Source organism: Streptomyces sp. JLBG701 (genome assembly GCF_058544905.1).
The window spans coordinates 10812320-10828164 of record NZ_CM178588.1; the positions used below are offsets into that span (position 1 = coordinate 10812320).

19 protein-coding genes are annotated in these 15845 nt (G+C 71.6%); 8 read left to right on the plus strand and 11 right to left on the minus strand.

What is annotated here, in order from left to right; all coding sequences use genetic code 11:
* The 7 genes from AC5DRG_RS49485 to AC5DRG_RS49515 form a co-directional block, all read right to left on the minus strand.
* On the minus strand, positions 1-1941 hold the full coding sequence (locus tag AC5DRG_RS49485; protein ID WP_491806902.1) for a copper resistance CopC/CopD family protein: 1941 nt from the start codon (positions 1939-1941) through the stop codon (positions 1-3).
* A complete protein-coding gene (locus AC5DRG_RS49490; protein ID WP_491806903.1) occupies positions 1938-2159 on the minus strand; it encodes a hypothetical protein in 222 nt (73 codons plus the stop codon). The genes AC5DRG_RS49485 and AC5DRG_RS49490 overlap by 4 nt, the downstream gene beginning before the upstream one ends.
* A gap of 181 nt (positions 2160-2340) precedes the next feature.
* Positions 2341-2742: a hypothetical protein gene (locus tag AC5DRG_RS49495; protein ID WP_491806905.1), complete on the minus strand. Its 402-nt coding sequence runs from the start codon at positions 2740-2742 to the stop codon at positions 2341-2343.
* Positions 2743-2778: 36 nt separating this feature from the next.
* Positions 2779-3306: a cytochrome c biogenesis CcdA family protein gene (locus tag AC5DRG_RS49500; RefSeq protein ID WP_491806906.1), complete on the minus strand. Its 528-nt coding sequence runs from the start codon at positions 3304-3306 to the stop codon at positions 2779-2781.
* Positions 3307-3570: 264 nt separating this feature from the next.
* Positions 3571-4377 carry a M56 family metallopeptidase gene (locus AC5DRG_RS49505; RefSeq protein WP_491806907.1) on the minus strand — a complete coding sequence of 269 codons (807 nt, stop codon included), beginning with the start codon at positions 4375-4377 and terminating at the stop codon, positions 3571-3573.
* Positions 4374-4745 carry a BlaI/MecI/CopY family transcriptional regulator gene (locus AC5DRG_RS49510; protein WP_491806908.1) on the minus strand — a complete coding sequence of 124 codons (372 nt, stop codon included), beginning with the start codon at positions 4743-4745 and terminating at the stop codon, positions 4374-4376. The genes AC5DRG_RS49505 and AC5DRG_RS49510 overlap by 4 nt, the downstream gene beginning before the upstream one ends.
* Positions 4746-4794: 49 nt before the next feature.
* Positions 4795-5436 carry a class I SAM-dependent methyltransferase gene (locus AC5DRG_RS49515; protein ID WP_491806909.1) on the minus strand — a complete coding sequence of 214 codons (642 nt, stop codon included), beginning with the start codon at positions 5434-5436 and terminating at the stop codon, positions 4795-4797.
* A 116-nt stretch (positions 5437-5552) separates the two neighbouring features.
* Between AC5DRG_RS49515 and AC5DRG_RS49520 the strand changes: the two genes are divergently transcribed.
* The 5 genes from AC5DRG_RS49520 (at position 5553) to AC5DRG_RS49540 (ending at position 9184) form a co-directional block, all read left to right on the plus strand.
* Positions 5553-6320, plus strand: a complete 768-nt coding sequence (locus tag AC5DRG_RS49520; protein WP_491813373.1) for a cytochrome c biogenesis CcdA family protein — start codon at positions 5553-5555, stop codon at positions 6318-6320.
* Positions 6321-6370: 50 nt separating this feature from the next.
* Complete coding sequence (locus AC5DRG_RS49525; RefSeq protein ID WP_491806910.1) at positions 6371-6766, plus strand: hypothetical protein; 396 nt, start codon at positions 6371-6373, stop codon at positions 6764-6766.
* 113 nt (positions 6767-6879) lie between these two features.
* The gene (locus tag AC5DRG_RS49530; protein ID WP_491806912.1) at positions 6880-7971 is read left to right on the plus strand and encodes an urease accessory protein UreH domain-containing protein; all 1092 of its coding nucleotides are present in this window, start codon (positions 6880-6882) and stop codon (positions 7969-7971) included.
* On the plus strand, positions 7968-8225 hold the full coding sequence (locus AC5DRG_RS49535) for a heavy-metal-associated domain-containing protein (RefSeq protein WP_491806913.1): 258 nt from the start codon (positions 7968-7970) through the stop codon (positions 8223-8225). Before AC5DRG_RS49530 ends, AC5DRG_RS49535 begins: the two co-directional genes overlap by 4 nt.
* Positions 8226-8560: 335 nt before the next feature.
* Positions 8561-9184 carry a DUF1326 domain-containing protein gene (locus AC5DRG_RS49540; protein WP_491806914.1) on the plus strand — a complete coding sequence of 208 codons (624 nt, stop codon included), beginning with the start codon at positions 8561-8563 and terminating at the stop codon, positions 9182-9184.
* A 310-nt stretch (positions 9185-9494) separates the two neighbouring features.
* Here the strand turns inward: AC5DRG_RS49540 and AC5DRG_RS49545 are convergent, their stop codons facing one another.
* The 3 genes from AC5DRG_RS49545 to AC5DRG_RS49555 form a co-directional block, all read right to left on the minus strand.
* Positions 9495-10325 (minus strand): DUF2182 domain-containing protein, encoded by an 831-nt coding sequence (locus AC5DRG_RS49545; RefSeq protein WP_491806915.1) that lies wholly within the window; start codon positions 10323-10325, stop codon positions 9495-9497.
* A gap of 93 nt (positions 10326-10418) precedes the next feature.
* Positions 10419-12620, minus strand: coding sequence for a heavy metal translocating P-type ATPase (locus AC5DRG_RS49550; protein ID WP_491806916.1), 2202 nt, complete (start codon positions 12618-12620; stop codon positions 10419-10421).
* Between the two features lie 20 nt (positions 12621-12640).
* Positions 12641-13348, minus strand: coding sequence for a tRNA-dependent cyclodipeptide synthase (locus tag AC5DRG_RS49555; protein WP_491806918.1), 708 nt, complete (start codon positions 13346-13348; stop codon positions 12641-12643).
* 77 nt (positions 13349-13425) lie between these two features.
* Here AC5DRG_RS49555 and AC5DRG_RS49560 point away from each other — a divergent pair, with 77 nt between their 5' ends.
* Complete coding sequence (locus tag AC5DRG_RS49560; RefSeq protein ID WP_491806919.1) at positions 13426-13851, plus strand: heavy metal-responsive transcriptional regulator; 426 nt, start codon at positions 13426-13428, stop codon at positions 13849-13851.
* A gap of 73 nt (positions 13852-13924) precedes the next feature.
* Here AC5DRG_RS49560 and AC5DRG_RS49565 read toward each other — a convergent pair whose 3' ends face one another.
* On the minus strand, positions 13925-14125 hold the full coding sequence (locus tag AC5DRG_RS49565) for an SbtR family transcriptional regulator (protein ID WP_491806920.1): 201 nt from the start codon (positions 14123-14125) through the stop codon (positions 13925-13927).
* Between the two features lie 53 nt (positions 14126-14178).
* Here AC5DRG_RS49565 and AC5DRG_RS49570 point away from each other — a divergent pair, with 53 nt between their 5' ends.
* Both AC5DRG_RS49570 and AC5DRG_RS49575 read left to right on the plus strand, forming a co-directional pair.
* On the plus strand, positions 14179-14514 hold the full coding sequence (locus AC5DRG_RS49570; protein ID WP_491806922.1) for an ArsR/SmtB family transcription factor: 336 nt from the start codon (positions 14179-14181) through the stop codon (positions 14512-14514).
* A complete protein-coding gene (locus tag AC5DRG_RS49575) occupies positions 14514-15200 on the plus strand; it encodes a cation efflux transmembrane domain-containing protein (protein ID WP_491806923.1) in 687 nt (228 codons plus the stop codon). Before AC5DRG_RS49570 ends, AC5DRG_RS49575 begins: the two co-directional genes overlap by 1 nt.
* Positions 15201-15845 lie beyond the last annotated feature (645 nt).

The window sequence follows — 15845 nt, forward strand, 5'->3', positions numbered from 1 at the left end:
TCAGTGCTCATGGCCTTCTTCCTCCTCCGGCTCCGGGTAGACGAAGGTGCGGGTGACGAGGTGGTTGGGGGCGGTCAGGGTCTCGTGGAGGATCCGGCCGGTCTCGTCGAGGGTGAGGTCGAGCTGGGTGTGTTCGGCGGGGTAGGCCAGGGCGAGGCTGCGGTGGCCGCTCTCGTCGGGCAGGCGGGTGATCACGGGGGCGGTGGCGCTGCCGTACGGCTCGGAGGCGAGGAACTCCTTGCCGGTGAGGGGGAGTTGCCTGAGGTCGCCGAGGCCGCGTGCGGTGTTGCTGGTGACGAGCTCGTGCAGGGTGAAGCGGGGGACCTGCTTCATGGCGGCGACCGTCTCGCGGAGCAGGGCGGTGTCGGGGCGGGGCGGCCAGGTGATGGTCAGGCCCGCGTGTCCGCCCGCCCATTCCTCGCCAGCGGAGGCGGTGAGGGTGAGGCGGCTGGTGCCCTTGCGCCAGGTCAGCGGGGTGTAGAAGCAGCCGGTGCCGCAGCCGCGGAGCTTCAGGGCTCGCCGGTTGCCCCGCGGGTCGGCGAGGGTGGCGGACAGGTCGTACGGCTGGTCGTCCGTGGCGCCGATCTGGGGTGCGGTCAGGTCGATGACGATCTGGCCGGTGCTGGCGCGGGCGCTGATGCCGATCTCCCCGGCGCGGGTTCCGGCGGGCACGACCGGGCCGGTGGTCGGGGGCGCGAAGGGCAGTGGGCGGTCGGCGTCCGCGGGCACGCGCAGCACGGTGAGAGTGGCGGAGACGGCGAGGACGACGGCCAGGACGGAGGCTTCGAGGCGGGCCGGGCGGTAGCGGAGGCTGCCGGTCGTACGGCGGTGCAGGTGGCGGCGTGCGGTGTAGGCGAGAGCGGCGGCGACCGCGACCAGGGTGGTCTTGGCGAGGAGGACCTGGCCGTAGGCGGTGGTGGCGAGGTCGTCGAGCGGGACCAGGAGCAGGGCGGCGATGACGCCGGTGGTGACGACGGCCGCGAACAGCCAGGCGGCGAGGCGGGCGTAGGCCAGCAGGAGGGTGCGGGTGGCGCCGCGGTCGCTCCGCCAGGCGGCCATGGTGCGCAGCACGTGGATGAGGGTGCCCGTCCACAGTGCGGCCGCCGCGAGGTGGACGAAGGTCAACAGCGGTCCGGCGACGGCCTGTTCGGCCTGCGGGTGGGCCCGCAGCGCCTCGGCGACCAGCACGGCGGTCAGCGGGAGGACGGCCCAGGATCGGCGGCGTACGACGACAGCGAGGGTCGCGAGGGCGAAGCCGGCGATCTCGACCAGGGCCAGGACGCCGGGGCGGGAGTCGGTCAAGGAGGTGAGGGACCCCTGGCTGACCTGGAGCGCGGCGAGGGCGACGGCGGCCGCGGTGCCGGCGAGTGCGGCGGGCAGGGCCCAGGAGGGCGGGCGCCGGGACGGGGCGTCGGGGACGCGGGCGGCGAGGCGTTTCGTGGCGGCTTCGCCGAGAAGGAAGGCGAGGGCCGTGAAGAGCATCCAGCGCAGGGCGGTGGTCGGGGCCGGGTCCTTGGCCGTGGTGGTCTGGCCGGAGGCGAGGGCGATCGTGCGGGGGCCGACGGCGAAGCGGTAGCTGCCGGTCATGATGTCGCCGTCACGGGCGGTGACCTGCCAGTCGACGGTGTACACGCCCTCGGCCAGTGTGCCGCGTACGGGCACGGTGACAGTGCGGGTGCCCTGGCTGAGGGCGGCTGTGCCGACGGGCGTCGCCGGTTTCAGCCGTACGGAACTCCCGCCGAGGCTCACCGGCTGGTCGAAGACGAGCACCAGTGACTTCGGCGAGTCGGCGACCGTCGCGTCCGCGGCCGGGCCGGTGAACAGCAGGGTGGCGTGCGCGGACGCGGGGGTGGCGGTGCCCAGCAGCACGGCCAGGGCGAGCGTGGCCAGGGCGAGGAGCGTGGTGGCCGGGCGTCGGAGGGATGGTGCGAGGACGGTCACCGGTTAAGGGTCTCCGGTCTGTCGGTCGGGTCGGTCGGCGGGGTGGTCTCGCCGCGCAGGCGCTGGAGCTCCTCGCGGGCGGCGCGGAGCTCCTCCTGCAGCCCGGGGTCGGACGTGCCGTGGCAGGAGCGGTTCCTGGCCATCGGGCGGATGCAGCACCACCAGGTCAATGCGGCGGCGAGGACGGTGGCCGCGAGGGGGAGCCAGTTGCCGGTCATGACGGGCCCGCAAGAAGCGACACCCGCACGCCATCCGCATCCTGGCCCGCGCCTGGCTGCGCGTGAGGTGGGCCTGCTGGCGCACCGGCACCTGCTACGACCCCGTCACCCACCAGACCAACAACAAGATCAACACGCCCGCCGAGAAGCCTCTGGCGGCATAGAGGTTGACTCAGGGAACTCATGCGTGGCGGTCCTCTCCGGAGGAGGAGGAGGTGGTGAGGGGTACCTGCGGCTCGTCGCAGCAGTCGGTGGGGGACGCCCCCGCCGCGGCGCCGGGGGAGCGCCGGACGGGGGCGTCCAGGTGGGCTTGCGCCTGCCGTACGGGGAAGGCGATGAGCGCAAGGAGGAAGATCGCCAGCGCCCCGCCGGGCAGCCAGTCGAGTGCCTTGGTGATCACGGAGGCTGCGTGCTGCAGGTCGGCGGCGACGCGGACGCGCCAGCCGTCCGACGCCGTGTCCGGACCGCGCACGGCCTGGACGAGAGTCAGCGCGCCCATCGCGATCAGCAGGATCCCCGAGGCGGCGCTGCCCAGCGGCATCCGCCGCCTCAACCAGCCGAAGCGCAGGGTGATTTGACGCACCTGCAGCAGGTGGCCGGCGCCCCAGTTGCGGCGGTCCTACACCAGGGCCAGCAGGCACAGCGGGGCGACCATCCCGGCCACGTACGTTAGCGAGACGGCGAGGGCGGCGGGGAAGGAGGCGGCGGCACCGGAGAGCACGGCGACCCCGGCGAGCACCGGTGCGCAGCAGGAGCTGGCCGCGCCGGAGAACACGCCGAGCCCGTAGACCGAGCCGAAGCCGTGTCCGGACGGGGCCCGGCCCGAGACCATCGGCAGCTGCGGCTTCCACCCGGCCAGCAGGGCGATCCCACCGGCCGCCATCGCCGTACCGCCGATGGAGAACACCAGCAGGTGGTGGCCGGAGATTAGCGCGACGAGGGCTGCGGCGCCGAGCCCGATCGGCACGATCACCGTGGCCACCCCGGCGGCGAAGACCAGTGTGGCGGCCAGGATCCCGGTGCGGCGGCGGAAGCCGGTCGCCAGGTACGCGGGCAGCATCACGGACACGCAGCAGGGCGCGAGGAGCGCCACGACTCCGCCGAGGAACGACGCCAGCAGCGTGGTGCCGAACAGCAGCTCTCCCATGCGTACGACGCCTCTCCTCGACCTGAAACCTGAACTCCTAAGGGGATTAGGTAAAAGAGTGTGGCGATGTCCAGGAAGGGGCTTGCTGTGCTGGTCAGCGCATGGTGGTGACCTGGGCGACCGGGGTGCCGTCCGGGCAGTAGTTCAGCTGTGTCGCGGCCGCCGCGGGGCCGCCGACGACCAGCAGCGGCAGGGCGAGCGCGGCGGCGGCCGTCAGTGAACCGGCGGCGATGCGCTCGCGGCTCAGCGGCCGGTGCGGCTCGATCAGACGGCAACCCGCCGGGCCGCCGTGGAGCCACCCGCCGCGAGCGCAACAGCCGGGGTGCGTCCGCCCGCGACCGCGAGCAGCGCGGCGGCCGTCGTCAGCCGGCCGGAGCGGCCGGCGGCCACGTCGTCGGCGCGCATCTCCACCAGCCGGGCGATCTCCGCCTCGGCGGTACCGAACAGCGGGACGCGGGGGAAGGCGTGGGCCAGCGTCTGCGCCCAGGCCAGTACGGCGTCGTGCCGTTCTGTCTGGTGGGCGTGCTCGTGGGCGAGGACGGCCTCGAGCTGGTCGTCGTCCAGGGTGCGCAGGGCGCCGGTGGTGAGGACGGTGCGGCGGTGGCGGCCGGGCAGGCAGCAGGCGGCGGGCTCGTCGTGGTCGAGGACGACCACTCCACGTGCCGCGTCGGGACGGCCGACCATGTCCAGCACCTCGCGGTGTTCCCTGCGCTCGCGCCGGATCCGGAGCAGGGCCGCGCCCACGCACCAGGCCACCCGGCCCAGCACGGCGAGGGCGAGCACCGCCCCGGCCGCCCCGGCGGCGGCACCGCCCGGCGAGGCGTACTGCGCGGTCAGCGCCATCACGCACGCCTGCAGCACCTCGGCGAGGTCGGCACTGACCCGGACGGTGGGTACGGTCAGCGCAAGCCCGGCCAGCACGGCGGCGGTGAGCGCCGAGGCGCCCAGCACCTGCCAGACCACGATGCCCAGCCGGGGCGCCCGCTCGGCCCAGCCCGCACCGCGCAACAGCCGGGGTGCCAGGGTGCACAGCAGGACGGCGTACGCGAAGAGGACGGCGGCGACGATCACTCCGACACCTCCCTGGCCACGGCCTGGCCGAGCAGGCGGTGCAGTTCCTCGGCCTCGCCGGGCTGCATCTGCTGCACGAAGCGGGCCAGTGTCGCGGTGCGGTCCCCGGCCACGGACAGGGCCTCGTCCATCAGCCCGGCGACGTACTCCTCGCGGCTCCTGGTGGCGCCGTACCGGTAGGCCCGGCCGTCCTTCTCCTTCGACAGCCAGCCCTTGCGGTGAAGGATCTCGGTGACCGTGTGGACGGTGTTGTACGCGGGCTCCGGGTCCCGGCCGAGGCGTTCGAGGACCTCGCGGACGCGCAGCGGCTCGCCCGCGTCCCACACCGCGTCCATGATCGCGGCCTCCAGCTCGCCGAACTGCGCCATGCGTCCTCCTCCCGGACCGAACCACTGCCGTACGGACATCCTAAGCGGCCTAGGTGGACGGCCGGGCGGTCCCGATGATCGACGGGGAACCGGGATTGGCCCGCCCGTTGATCCGGAAGACGAAGCGGCGGATCTCCTTGGCCGTGAAGCCCGCTTCCTGGATGGCCCGTTCGGTGTCGCGGGTGACGTTGCAGCCGCCGCCCAGGGTGCGCCACAGCGGGTTGATGATCCGCTGCATCCGGAAGAAGCGCGGGTTGTCGGAGCGCACGTGCTCGTAGAAGTGCAGCTCTCCGCCCGGCTTGAGAACCCGCCGGGCCTCGGCGAGCGCGGCCGGCACGTCCGTGATGGTGCACAGCACCAGCGAGAACACCGCTACGTCGAAGCTGTCGTCGTCCGCCGGCAGCTCCTCGGCGCGGCCCGCCCGCACCTCCACCGGCACGGCGGCCTTCGCGGCGGCCTGCTCGGCGACCGCGCGCAGCCTCTCCTCCGGCTCGATGGCGACGACCTGTTCCACCTCCGCCGGGTAGTGGGCGAAGTTCGAGCCCAGGCCCGCGCCGATCTCGATCACCCAACCGTGGATGCCGGCCAGCATCTCCTGGCGGTGCTCGACGGAGCCTTGGGCCTCGGTGAAGGCGTTGATGCGCGGGTAGATCCGGGCGAACAGCGGGTGCGACACGGCAGCTTTGGCCATGACGTCCTCCTCGGTCGCGGCGAGGGAGGCCCCTCCGCCTCACCTAATCAGGTTAGGAGTATTGTCGCGGGGGCGTCCAGCGCGGCGCACCGTTCCTTCGTGCCCCGTTCTGGAGGCTGTCCTTGAGCGCCGCCATACCCGACCTCGTCGCCGACGGGCCGCTGTTGCTGGCCGCGCCGCTCGCCCTGTTGGCCGGCGCGGTGTCGTTCTTCTCGCCGTGCTGTCTGCCGCTGGTGCCCGGCCACCTCTCGTACGCCACCGGCATGTCGGCGGCCGACGTGCAGGCCGGTCGGGAGAGCCGGGGCCGGATGGTCGCCGGGACGGCGCTGTTCATCCTCGGCTTCTCCGTCCTCTTCGCGAGCTACGGGGCCGCGCTCGGCTATGCCGGCAACACGCTGCTCGAACACCAGGACCTCATCACCCGGATCCTCGGCACCCTGACCATCCTGCTCGGCCTGCTCTTCCTCGGCGCCTTCGAGTGCATCCCGCTCGCCGGACGCACCTTCCGCGTCGGCTACCACCCGCGCGCCGGCCTGGCCGGGGCACCGCTGCTGGGGGTGATGTTCGGCCTGGGCTGGACCCCGTGCATCGGGCCCACCCTCGCCGCCGTGATGAGCCTGTCCTTCACCACCGGCAGCGCCGGACGCGGCGCCCTGCTGGCCTTCGTCTACAGCGTCGGTCTGGGCCTGCCCTTCCTCGTCGCGGCCCTCGGCTTCCGGCGTGCGCTGCGGGCGTTCGGGTTCGCCCGCCGCAACGCCCGTACTGTGATGCGGTTCGGCGGCGCGATGCTGGTCGTCGTCGGCATTCTGCAGGTCAGCGGCGCGTGGGGGTACCTGACCGGCCTGCTGCGCTACTGGGTCGCGGACTACCAGCCGGCCCTGTGAACTCCGCAAACCCGAGGCGGAGGCTTCGGCACGGGCTAGCATCCGGTGCCATGGCCCGGACGCGTGTGCAGCCGCTCTCGGCCCGGCGATGGGCCGGGCTGCTGGCCGTGCTCGCCCTGGCCCTGTGCACCACGGGGCTCGCGCAGCCTGCCATGGCGGTTCCCATGAACGCGATGCCCGCGGCTTCGACGACATCGTCGTTCTCGGCGGACCGGGCGGACGCTCAGGAGATGGCCGAACCGTCGTGCCCCATGGACGACATGGTCATGGACTGTCAGCCGTCCGCCCAACACCGTCCCTCCACCGCCCCGTTGCCGCTCGCGGCGAACATCTCCTCGACGGCCGCGAACGACGTGGCTGCAGCGGGCGGCATGGAGCGGGCGCGGCCGTCCCCCGCCTCCCGTGAAGGACCCGATCTCCACAGGCTGTGCGTGAGCCGGACCTGATCGCACCCCCACTCCCACCGGTCGCCGACCGGCGGGACCCGGATGCCCGATCAGCCCGGCACGCCGTCATGCGCGCGTGCCCTCCTCCCGATTCCCGATGGAGAACCCCACGCATGGCCTCGACTCTCACCCTGTTCCTCACCAGCGCCGGGACCGGCCTGCTGGCCGGAGGCGCCTCCTGCGCCGCCGTACAAGGCGGCCTGCTGGCCGGTGCCGTCGGCCGCCGGACCCCTGCCCCGCAGGACCATCCGCCGCGCCAGGTCGGCGCACGTCAGCGGGTTGCCGAGCCACTCGCCCCGGTCGGCGCCTTCCTCGCTGGAAAACTCCTCTCCCACACCCTCCTCGGCGCCCTGCTCGGGATCTTCGGCGCCGCGCTGCAGCCCAGTCCCCGTACCCGGGCGGTCCTGCTCATCGCCGCCGGTGTCCTGATGGTCCTGTTCGCCCTGGACCTGATGGGGGTCAAGGCGGTGGCCCGCCTGGTGCCCCGCCCACCCGCCGCCTTCGGGCAACTGGTGCGGCGCAAGTCCAAGTCCGGTGCCAAACTCGCCCCCGCCCTGCTCGGCTTCGCCACCGTCCTCGTCCCGTGCGGGGTGACGCTCTCCGTCGAACTGGTCGCGATCACCTCCGGGTCGGCGGTGGCCGGTGCGGCCGTGATGGCCGGGTTCGTCCTCGGCACGGCCCCGCTGTTCGCCGCCCTCGGCTACGTCTTCCGCCAGGCCGGAAAGGCGTTCTCCGGGCGGCTCGGCGTCGTCACCGGCCTGGTGGTGCTCGCCGTCGCGGCCTGGACGATGGTCTCCGGACTCCAGGCAGGCGGCTGGTACTCGACGGTGGACACCACCACTCCCGCCGCCGCGACGGAACCGCAGCCGGGCACGTCCGCCAAGCCCAACACGCCTGCCCTGCAAGGCCCGGTCACCCTCGACGCCGCCGGGAAGCAGACCATCGTCCTGACCGTCACCGACTTCTACGAACCTACCGCCTTCACCGCCAGGGCCGGTGCCCCCACCACCCTGATCCTGCGCGGCAAGGACTCCGGCGGCTGTGCCCGCGCCTTCACCATCCCCGAGCTCGGCGTGCAGGAGATCGCCAAGCGCGACGGCGACATCCGCATCGACCTGGGCACCCGCCAGCCCGGCAAGCTGATCTTCTCCTGCGCCATGGGCATGCAGGGCGGCGCCATCGAGTTCAAGGAGGGCGCGGCATGAAATGGCTGCGTGGCAAGGCCCGTTCGGAGGAGATCGGTCCCCAAGTCGTCCTCGACGTCGAGGGCATGCACTGCGCCAGTTGTGGTCTGCTCGTCGACGACGAGCTCGAAGAGGTGCCGGGCGTACGTTCCTCCCGTACCGACGTACGCAAAGGCCGCTCCACCGTCCGCCTCGACGACGAAGGCGCCACCGACCATGCGGCACTGATCGCTGCGGTCGAGCGGGCCGGTTACCAGGCTGTCGTCGCCGGCTGACACGGGCAGGGGGCGGCCGCGGTCTCGGCGGTCGCCCCTCGCCTTTACACCCTCTGGGGGCGTGTCTAGCCTGGAAGGAGAAGGCTTCCCGGGTCTGCACGTCGTGAGCGTGTGCCCGTGGAGTGGAGCCGATGGATGCCACCACACCGGTCGGAATCCTGACGCGGGGCGGCGGCGCATCGCGTCGCGCCGTCCCCGCGAGGGGCGGGTGTGGGTTCGGAGCGCATCTCCTGCTCCCTTCACCGACCGAGCGTTCTCCACCCGCCGATTCCTGACGTCGTCAGCGTCGTCCGCACCGCCGGATGACGATATTCGCGCAGGAATCGGGAGCAGTCATGACGTGGAGTATCTCTGGCAACTACCTGGTTGGTTGTTCGTGCGCAGTGGTCTGCGGGTGCGCGGTCGACGCGATGCCGCACGACCCTCAAGGACGCGAGGAATGCCTCGGGTGCGCCGCCTTCCACGTGTCCGAAGGGCACCTGGACGAGGTGGACCTCTCCGGCGTGGACTTCGCCCTGTACTTCCAGTTCCCCTCTCATCTGACCGCGGGTAACTGGAAGGTCGGCTTCGTCATCGACGACGGAGCCAGCGATGCCCAGGCCCCCGCGCTCGAACGCATCGTGTCCGGGGACGAGGGCGGCGCGTTCGGCGAGCTCTCGCAGTTCTTCGGCGAGAACCTGGGCGTGGAGCGGGCGAGCATCTCCCTCACGGACGGGGAGAAGCCCCGGCTCAGCGTCGACGGGAAGACCCAGCTCGAATTCGAGGCCCTGCGCGGGCCTGACGGGGGACCTACGACGGTGAAGAACGCGTTGTTCGGATTCGCGCCCGAGTTCACCATCGGCACCACCACCGGCAGTTCGCAGGCGTTCGGCCTGACCTTCGAGCCGGCGTACGGCGAAGTGTCCGAGTACGCGTTCGCCAGCGAACAGCCCGAGGGCTCGTCCACCGGGCGCCTGTAGACGTGCAGGTCGCCCTTACGTCGCACACGTCGGCACGGGAGGAGGACGGGGATGCCTCCTCCCGCACAGGCGCGACCGCGACTGCTGGCAACGGTGTTCTCCCGTGCGTCCCTGAGGCGGTGCATTCCGATCGCACTTCTCGTCGGTACGGTCTTGTCCCTGGTCAACCAGGGTTCCGTCATCGCGTCCGGTGAGGCCGGCGTGGCCACGGCCGCGCGCGTGGCGGTGAACTTCGCCGTGCCGTTCTGTGTGTCGAGCGCCGGATACTTCAGCTGCCGAAGGGCCACCTGGCGGAGCGACCGGCCTCCGCTCAGAGCGCCGGACCCAGCATCTGGTCCATCGACGGGCCGGACATCTGCAGGCCGGGCAGCAGCCAGTCCTGGAACGGGGCGAGCACGGCCAGCACGAGGAAGGCGACGCCGACCGCCCAGCTGAGCCAGGGACCGCCGCGCCACAACTTCTCCAGGAAGATCACCGCGGCCAGTCCCGCCATCGCCGCCACATTCATCACCCCGAGCGGGATCAGGACGATCATCAGCCCCCAGCAGCAGCCGACGCAGTAGACCCCGTGGTGCGCGCCCACCCGCAGATCCTTCGCCCACGGCCGGAAGCGCGCATACCGCAGCAGCTGGAACATTGGGCTGCGACAGTGCCGCAGGCAGACCCGTTTCAGCGGCCCGAACTGCTGCAGTCCGGCGAGCAGGAACGCGGCGGCACCGATCCAGCGCCCCGCCTCGGCATGGCTGTCCAACAACCGGTCCGTGGCCGCGAGGAGGCCGTACGCCACCAGGCCGAACCCCGCCCACGCGAGCAGGTAGCCGCTGACGAACTCGCCGATCCGCAGCGCCCGGACCGGGCCCGCCGCTTGGCGGCCGATCGCCTGGACCCAGGTGATGGCCACGGGCGCCACCGAGGGCAGCATCATCGCCGCCATCATGACCACCCACAGCAGGAGGAAGAGCGGGAGCGCCAGGCCCATGGTGCCGGGTTCCATCCCCATGTGGCGGGACTGGCCGATGGTGACCAGCCAGGCGAGAGCGGCTATCAGCACCATCAGGATCCAGGCGACGGCCAGATCACGCCCCGGCAGCAGGACTCCCGGCCGGGTGGGCGCCGGTGCAGCCAGTCTGACGTGCGGCATGGGCTGCCTTCTTCCAGGAGCGAGCGACGCACACTCTGAAGACATCTCCAGCAGATCACAGAACCACGGGACCCGAAAACGGAGGCCCAGAGGTCAGCGCAGGGGCTGGAAGCGCCGCAGTCGCAGGCTGTTGGACACGACGAAGACCGACGAGAACGCCATCGCCCCGCCCGCGATCATCGGGTTGAGCAGGCCGAGCGCGGCCAGCGGCAGTGCGGCCACGTTGTAGGTGAACGCCCAGAACAGATTGGCCTTGATGGTACGGAGAGTGCGCCGCGCCAGCCGGATGGCGTCCGCCGCCGCCCGCAGGTCTCCTCGTACCAGCGTCAGATCGGACGCCGCGATCGCCGCGTCGGTGCCGGTGCCCATGGCCAGGCCCAGGTCGGCCTGGGCGAGGGCGGCCGCGTCGTTGACGCCGTCGCCGACCATCGCCACCACCCGGCCCTGCTGCTGGAGGCGTTCGACCTCGGCGACCTTGTCCTCGGGATGGACCTCGGCGATCACCTGATCGATGCCCACCTCGGCCGCGACCGCACGGGCGGCGGCGGTGTTGTCGCCGGTCAGCAGCACCGGGGTCAGGCCGAGCCGCTTGAGGTCGGCCACTGCCTCGGCGCTGGTCGCCTTGACGGTGTCGGCGACCACCAGCGCGCCGCGCACCTGCCCGTCCCAGGCGACGAAGACGACCGTACGGCCTTCACCTTCCGCCTTCTTCGCGGCCCGGGCCAACTCCTCGGGCAGGCCCTGCCCCTGCTCGGCTTCGAGCCAGGCGGCGCGCCCCGCGCGGACGGTACGTCCCTCGACCTGCCCGGTGACGCCCCTGCCCTGGGTGTTGGCGAAGCCGACCACGTCGGGGAGCGAACCGAGCCGCTCGCGCGCGGCGTTGGCGATGGTGGCGGCGATCGGATGCTCGCTGGCGTGCTCAAGTCCGCCGGCCAGGCGCAGCACGTCGTCCTGCTGCTCGCCTGCGGCCGGTACGACGTCGACCAGGCGCATGCGGCCCTCGGTGACGGTGCCGGTCTTGTCCAGGACGACGGTGTCGATCCGCCGGGTGGACTCCAGCACCTCGGGCCCGCGAATCAGCAGCCCGAGCTGCGCCCCGCGCCCGGTACCGACCATCAGCGCGGTGGGCGTGGCCAGCCCGAGCGCACACGGGCAGGCGATGATGACCACGGCGATGGCCGCGGTCAGTGCGGTCGCCGCCGAGGCCCCGGGGAGCAGCCACACCCCGAACGTGCCGATCGCCAGCGCGATCACGACCGGCACGAACACCGCCGAGATCCGGTCGGCCAGCCGCTGCACCTCCGCCTTGCCGGTCTGCGCCCGCTCCACCAGCGCGGCGATCTGCGCCAGCTTGGTGTCCGACCCGATCCGCGTCGCCCGGACGACCAGCCGTCCGTGGCTGTTGACGGTCGCGCCGGTCACCGCCGAGCCCGGCTCGACCTCCACCGGCACGCTCTCTCCGGTCAGTAGCGACTCGTCCACCGCTGACGCACCCTCGACGACTTCGCCGTCCGTGGCGATCTTCTCTCCGGGCCGTACGGCGAACAGATCCCCGACCGCCAACTCCTCGACGGGGATGCGTATTTCGGTCCCGTCGCGGAGCACGGCGACGTCCTTGGCGCCCAGGTCCATCAGCGCCCGGATCGCCTCCCCGGCCCGCCTCTTGGCCCGCGCCTCGAAGAACCTCCCGGCCAGCAGGAACGCCGTCAGGACGACGGCGACCTCCAGATACAGGTGCTCCCCGCCGACGGCCAGGGCACCGACGCTCCACAGATACGCGGCCAGCGCCCCCAGCGACACCAATGTGTCCATGGTCGCCGCGCCGTGCCGCAGATTGACCGCCGCCGCCCGGTGGAACGGCCACGCACCCCACGCCACCACTGGCGTGGCCAACGCGAGCGCGAGCCACTCCCATCCGGCGAAGTGCAGGGCGGAGATCATCGATATGACCACCACGGGCAGCCCGAGCACCGCCGAACCGATCAGACGACGCCGCAGCCCGGCGACGTGTGCCTGCTCGGCATCAACCGTCTCGGCCTCCTCCGCCCCCGATGGGCCGGTCCCGGCCACCTCGGCGCCGTAACCGATGGCCTCGACGGCGGTGACCAGCTCGGCCACCTTGACCCCGGGGTCCTCGCGGGTGACGTGCGCAGTCGCGGTCGCCAGGTTCACCGTGGCGCTCACGCCGGGCAGCACGCCCAGCTTCTTCTCAACCCGCGCCACGCACGAGGCGCAGGTCATCCCGGTGATCGCCAGCTCCAGCTCTATCGGGCCGGTGTCGGTCGTGGTGGACATAGTGGAGGTTCCTTCCGTGTTCATTCTCGGCCGGCCGGTGTGACCACGGCGAAGCCCTGTCCGGCAGCGGGCCGCCAGCTCAGCTCACCGGCGTACAGGCGGCGTAGTACGGCGGGTGGCTGGTGGTAGCAGAAGACCGATATCCCGGCCCCGACGATGGAAGGGGTGTCGAGGAACAGCGGCAGCTCGGCGACGAAGTAGCGCACCGCCCGCTCGATCTGTTCCTCGTCCGGCGTCCGTCCGGCGGGCGGTTTGCCGGCCAGCACCCAGCCGGACGCCTCCCGGCAGGCGTCCCGGAAGTCCGCGTCCTCGGCGTACCGCTTCAGCCCGTGCTCGTGGAGCCGCCCGAAGGCCGCATTGCTCTCCAACTCGGCCCAGCCCAGCAACCGCGCGCCGGGGTCGGTCACCCCCAGCGAACTCAGGCCCGTAGCAATCTTGTTGCGGGTGTACTGGCCCTGCCGACGCGCCTTCCACGCGGCCTTCTCCGGCGCGTACCCCAACGCCTCGAAGGTGAAGGCGCTGGGCGCGTCCGGCACGAGGAAGTCCACCCTTTCGAAGCGGGCGAGCCCCCACGCCGCCAGGTCCCGGATCCGGTTCGTGGAGAAGTAGCTGTTGAACGGGCTGATCCCGAAGCAGGCATGCTCGCCCCGCGCCACCACGGCCGCACACGCGGCGCTCAGCGGCTCCACCGTCATCGCCGGACAGCCGTCCCCTTGATCCGTGCTCATGCCTGGACGCTAAAACCTTGCCCTTAGGGCAAAGTCAAGGCGACATTGGAAACACGCACCACGAACGGAGCCCCACCATGCTCACCGTCGGCCGCATCGCCGCCCAGACCGGGCTCAGCCCCAAGGCCGTACGCCTTTACGAGGCCCATGGCCTCATCGACCCGCCCGAGCGCACCGCCGCCGGCTACCGCACCTACACCGACGACGCCGTCCCCGTCCTCGGCTTCATCCGCCAGGCCCAGGCCCTCGGCCTCAGCCTCAAGGAGATCAAGGACGTCCTCGACCTGCAGCGCAGCGGCGAGCAGCCCTGCGGCCTCGTCACCGACCTCCTCGACAAGCGCCTCGCCGACATAGACCGCCGTATCGCCGACCTCCAGGCCCTCCGTACGACCCTCCAGCGCGCTCACGCCCAGGCGGACCAGGCCGCAGGCCGCGGGGACGAAGCCCTGGTCTGCCGGATCATCGAGAACGCGGCCCCGGCGGCGGAGCCCGAGGGGGCGTAACTTGCCGATGCGGAACTGACGTTCGGCGGCGGGATTCCGGCTGCCGGTCAGGGGTGGGCCTGCTCGTCCGAGGTCAGTGTGGTGGGCGCAGCCCGCTGAGAGTGACGTTGACGAGTCGGCTGACCGCGGCCTTGGACGGCAGGGCACTTGCCGCCGCGAGGGAGTGGAGGCAGCAGCCCGCGAGCTCGTCGGGCGCGACGTCGTCCCGGGCGTCGCCGGTTTCCGCGGCCTCGGCGATCAGGTCTCTGTGCAGGTCGGTCCAGGCGCCGCGCACCCACCCGATAGTCCATGATTTCCTGAATTCAGGATCATGTGTACTCTCGTGGGGTGCTGACTGTTGCCTCCGACATCAAGGTGCTGGCCCGCTTTGGCCGCGCGCTCGCCGACCCGATCCGCTGCCGGCTGCTGCTCGCGCTGCGCGAGGCCCCGGCCCACCCTTCCGACCTCGCCGACGCGCTCGGCATCTCCCGCACCAGGCTGTCGAACCACCTGGCGTGCCTGCGGGACTGCGGCCTGGTCGTCGCCGTGCCCGTCGGACGCCGTACCCGCTACGAACTGGCCGACGAACGCCTCGGGCACGCGCTGGACGACCTGCGCAGCGCCGTGGCCGCGGTCGAGGCGGACAAGAGCTGCCCGGACGCGGAGACGAAGGGCTGCTGCTGATGGCATCCATCTCCCTCGGGCCGTCCCCGACCCGCCGTGACGCGCTGGCCAAACGGATACGTCTGCTGGTCGCCGCCACCATCACCTACAACGTCATCGAGGCGATCGTCGCGATCACCGCGGGAACGATCGCCTCCTCCACCGCGCTGATCGGCTTCGGCCTCGACTCGGTCATCGAAGTCTCCTCCGCCGCCGCGGTCGCCTGGCAGTTCTCCGCCCGCGAGCACGCGGTCCGCGAGGCGCGCGAGAAGACAACACTGCGGATCATCTCGGTGTCGTTCTTCGCGCTCGCCGCGTACGTCACCGTCGACGCCGTCCGCGCCCTGGCCGGCGCCGGCGAGGCCGACCGCTCTCTTCCCGGTATCGTGATCGCCGCCCTGTCCCTGGCCGTTATGCCGTTCCTGTCCGCGGCCCAGCGCAAGGCCGGACGCGAACTGGGATCCGCCAGCGCGGTCGCGGACTCCAAGCAGACCCTGCTGTGCACCTACCTCTCCGCCGTCCTGCTGATCGGCCTGGTCGCCAATGCCACCCTCGGCTGGTCCTGGGCCGACCCCGTCGCAGCACTCGTCATCGCCGCCATCGCGGTCAAGGAAGGCCGCGACGCCTGGCAGGGCAAGGGGTGCTGCGCGACCCCGGCTCGGGATGCGACTGCTGCTGAACCGCGGGTGGCCGACTGCTGCGGCTGATCAACCCTTCAGCCGCCTACGTCATCGGCCGCATCGACGGCCCCGAATGCTCCAGTCCTGGCAGAAACCAGTTCTGGAACGGAGCCAGCGCGGCCAGGACCAGGAACACCACACCTACCGCCGTACTGAACACCGGACCCAGCCGGCGAACATCCGCGGCTGGGCGGAGTCGAGCTGTCGCAGCGGCATCTCGAACACGTCCGACACCGCCAGTTCGTCTCTCGCACGCTCATGCCTCGCAGCTCGCGTTGGTTGCCCTTCGGGCATTCGAACAGTCGAGAAGAGTGATCTAACGGTGCGAGCGCAACAAGGAGCCCTGACCAGGTCGAACTGCAGAGCGTGACTGAAGTGCCTGCTATTGGAAGTCCCCGTATGGTTCGAACCTGCGATGGTCACCCAGCGTGGCTTAGACCGCTGTGGTGGTGCCCCTCACCTGCGGTAATGGCGTGTGAGGGCACGTTGTGGACGCATGTGATCGTCCTGCGTGGCCGCTTACGTATGAACCATAGGTAGTCTCGCAGGTAGGGCCGTTGTTGGCCCTGACCTGCGAGAACACGGAGTGTGACTGGTGCCCCCGGCGGGGCCACATGCAGATGGTTGCAGGGCTGACCAGCGGTTTCCTGTCGGGCGGCTGGTGGTGGAGGG

What these genes read in the sequence shown, in the direction of transcription:
- AC5DRG_RS49510 (WP_491806908.1), bottom strand. Translation starts at nt 4,745, where the DNA reads ATGGCGCAGTTCGGCGAGCTGGAGGCCGCGATCATGGACGCGGTGTGG.
- AC5DRG_RS49490 (WP_491806903.1), bottom strand. Translation starts at nt 2,159, where the DNA reads ATGACCGGCAACTGGCTCCCCCTCGCGGCCACCGTCCTCGCCGCCGCA.
- AC5DRG_RS49575 (WP_491806923.1), top strand. Translation starts at nt 14,514, where the DNA reads ATGGCATCCATCTCCCTCGGGCCGTCCCCGACCCGCCGTGACGCGCTG.
- AC5DRG_RS49530 (WP_491806912.1), top strand. Translation starts at nt 6,880, where the DNA reads ATGGCCTCGACTCTCACCCTGTTCCTCACCAGCGCCGGGACCGGCCTG.
- AC5DRG_RS49535 (WP_491806913.1), top strand. Translation starts at nt 7,968, where the DNA reads ATGAAATGGCTGCGTGGCAAGGCCCGTTCGGAGGAGATCGGTCCCCAA.
- AC5DRG_RS49550 (WP_491806916.1), bottom strand. Translation starts at nt 12,620, where the DNA reads ATGTCCACCACGACCGACACCGGCCCGATAGAGCTGGAGCTGGCGATC.
- AC5DRG_RS49560 (WP_491806919.1), top strand. Translation starts at nt 13,426, where the DNA reads ATGCTCACCGTCGGCCGCATCGCCGCCCAGACCGGGCTCAGCCCCAAG.
- AC5DRG_RS49500 (WP_491806906.1), bottom strand. Translation starts at nt 3,306, where the DNA reads ATGGGAGAGCTGCTGTTCGGCACCACGCTGCTGGCGTCGTTCCTCGGC.
- AC5DRG_RS49555 (WP_491806918.1), bottom strand. Translation starts at nt 13,348, where the DNA reads ATGAGCACGGATCAAGGGGACGGCTGTCCGGCGATGACGGTGGAGCCG.
- AC5DRG_RS49515 (WP_491806909.1), bottom strand. Translation starts at nt 5,436, where the DNA reads ATGGCCAAAGCTGCCGTGTCGCACCCGCTGTTCGCCCGGATCTACCCG.
- AC5DRG_RS49545 (WP_491806915.1), bottom strand. Translation starts at nt 10,325, where the DNA reads ATGCCGCACGTCAGACTGGCTGCACCGGCGCCCACCCGGCCGGGAGTC.
- AC5DRG_RS49525 (WP_491806910.1), top strand. Translation starts at nt 6,371, where the DNA reads ATGGCCCGGACGCGTGTGCAGCCGCTCTCGGCCCGGCGATGGGCCGGG.
- AC5DRG_RS49540 (WP_491806914.1), top strand. Translation starts at nt 8,561, where the DNA reads ATGACGTGGAGTATCTCTGGCAACTACCTGGTTGGTTGTTCGTGCGCA.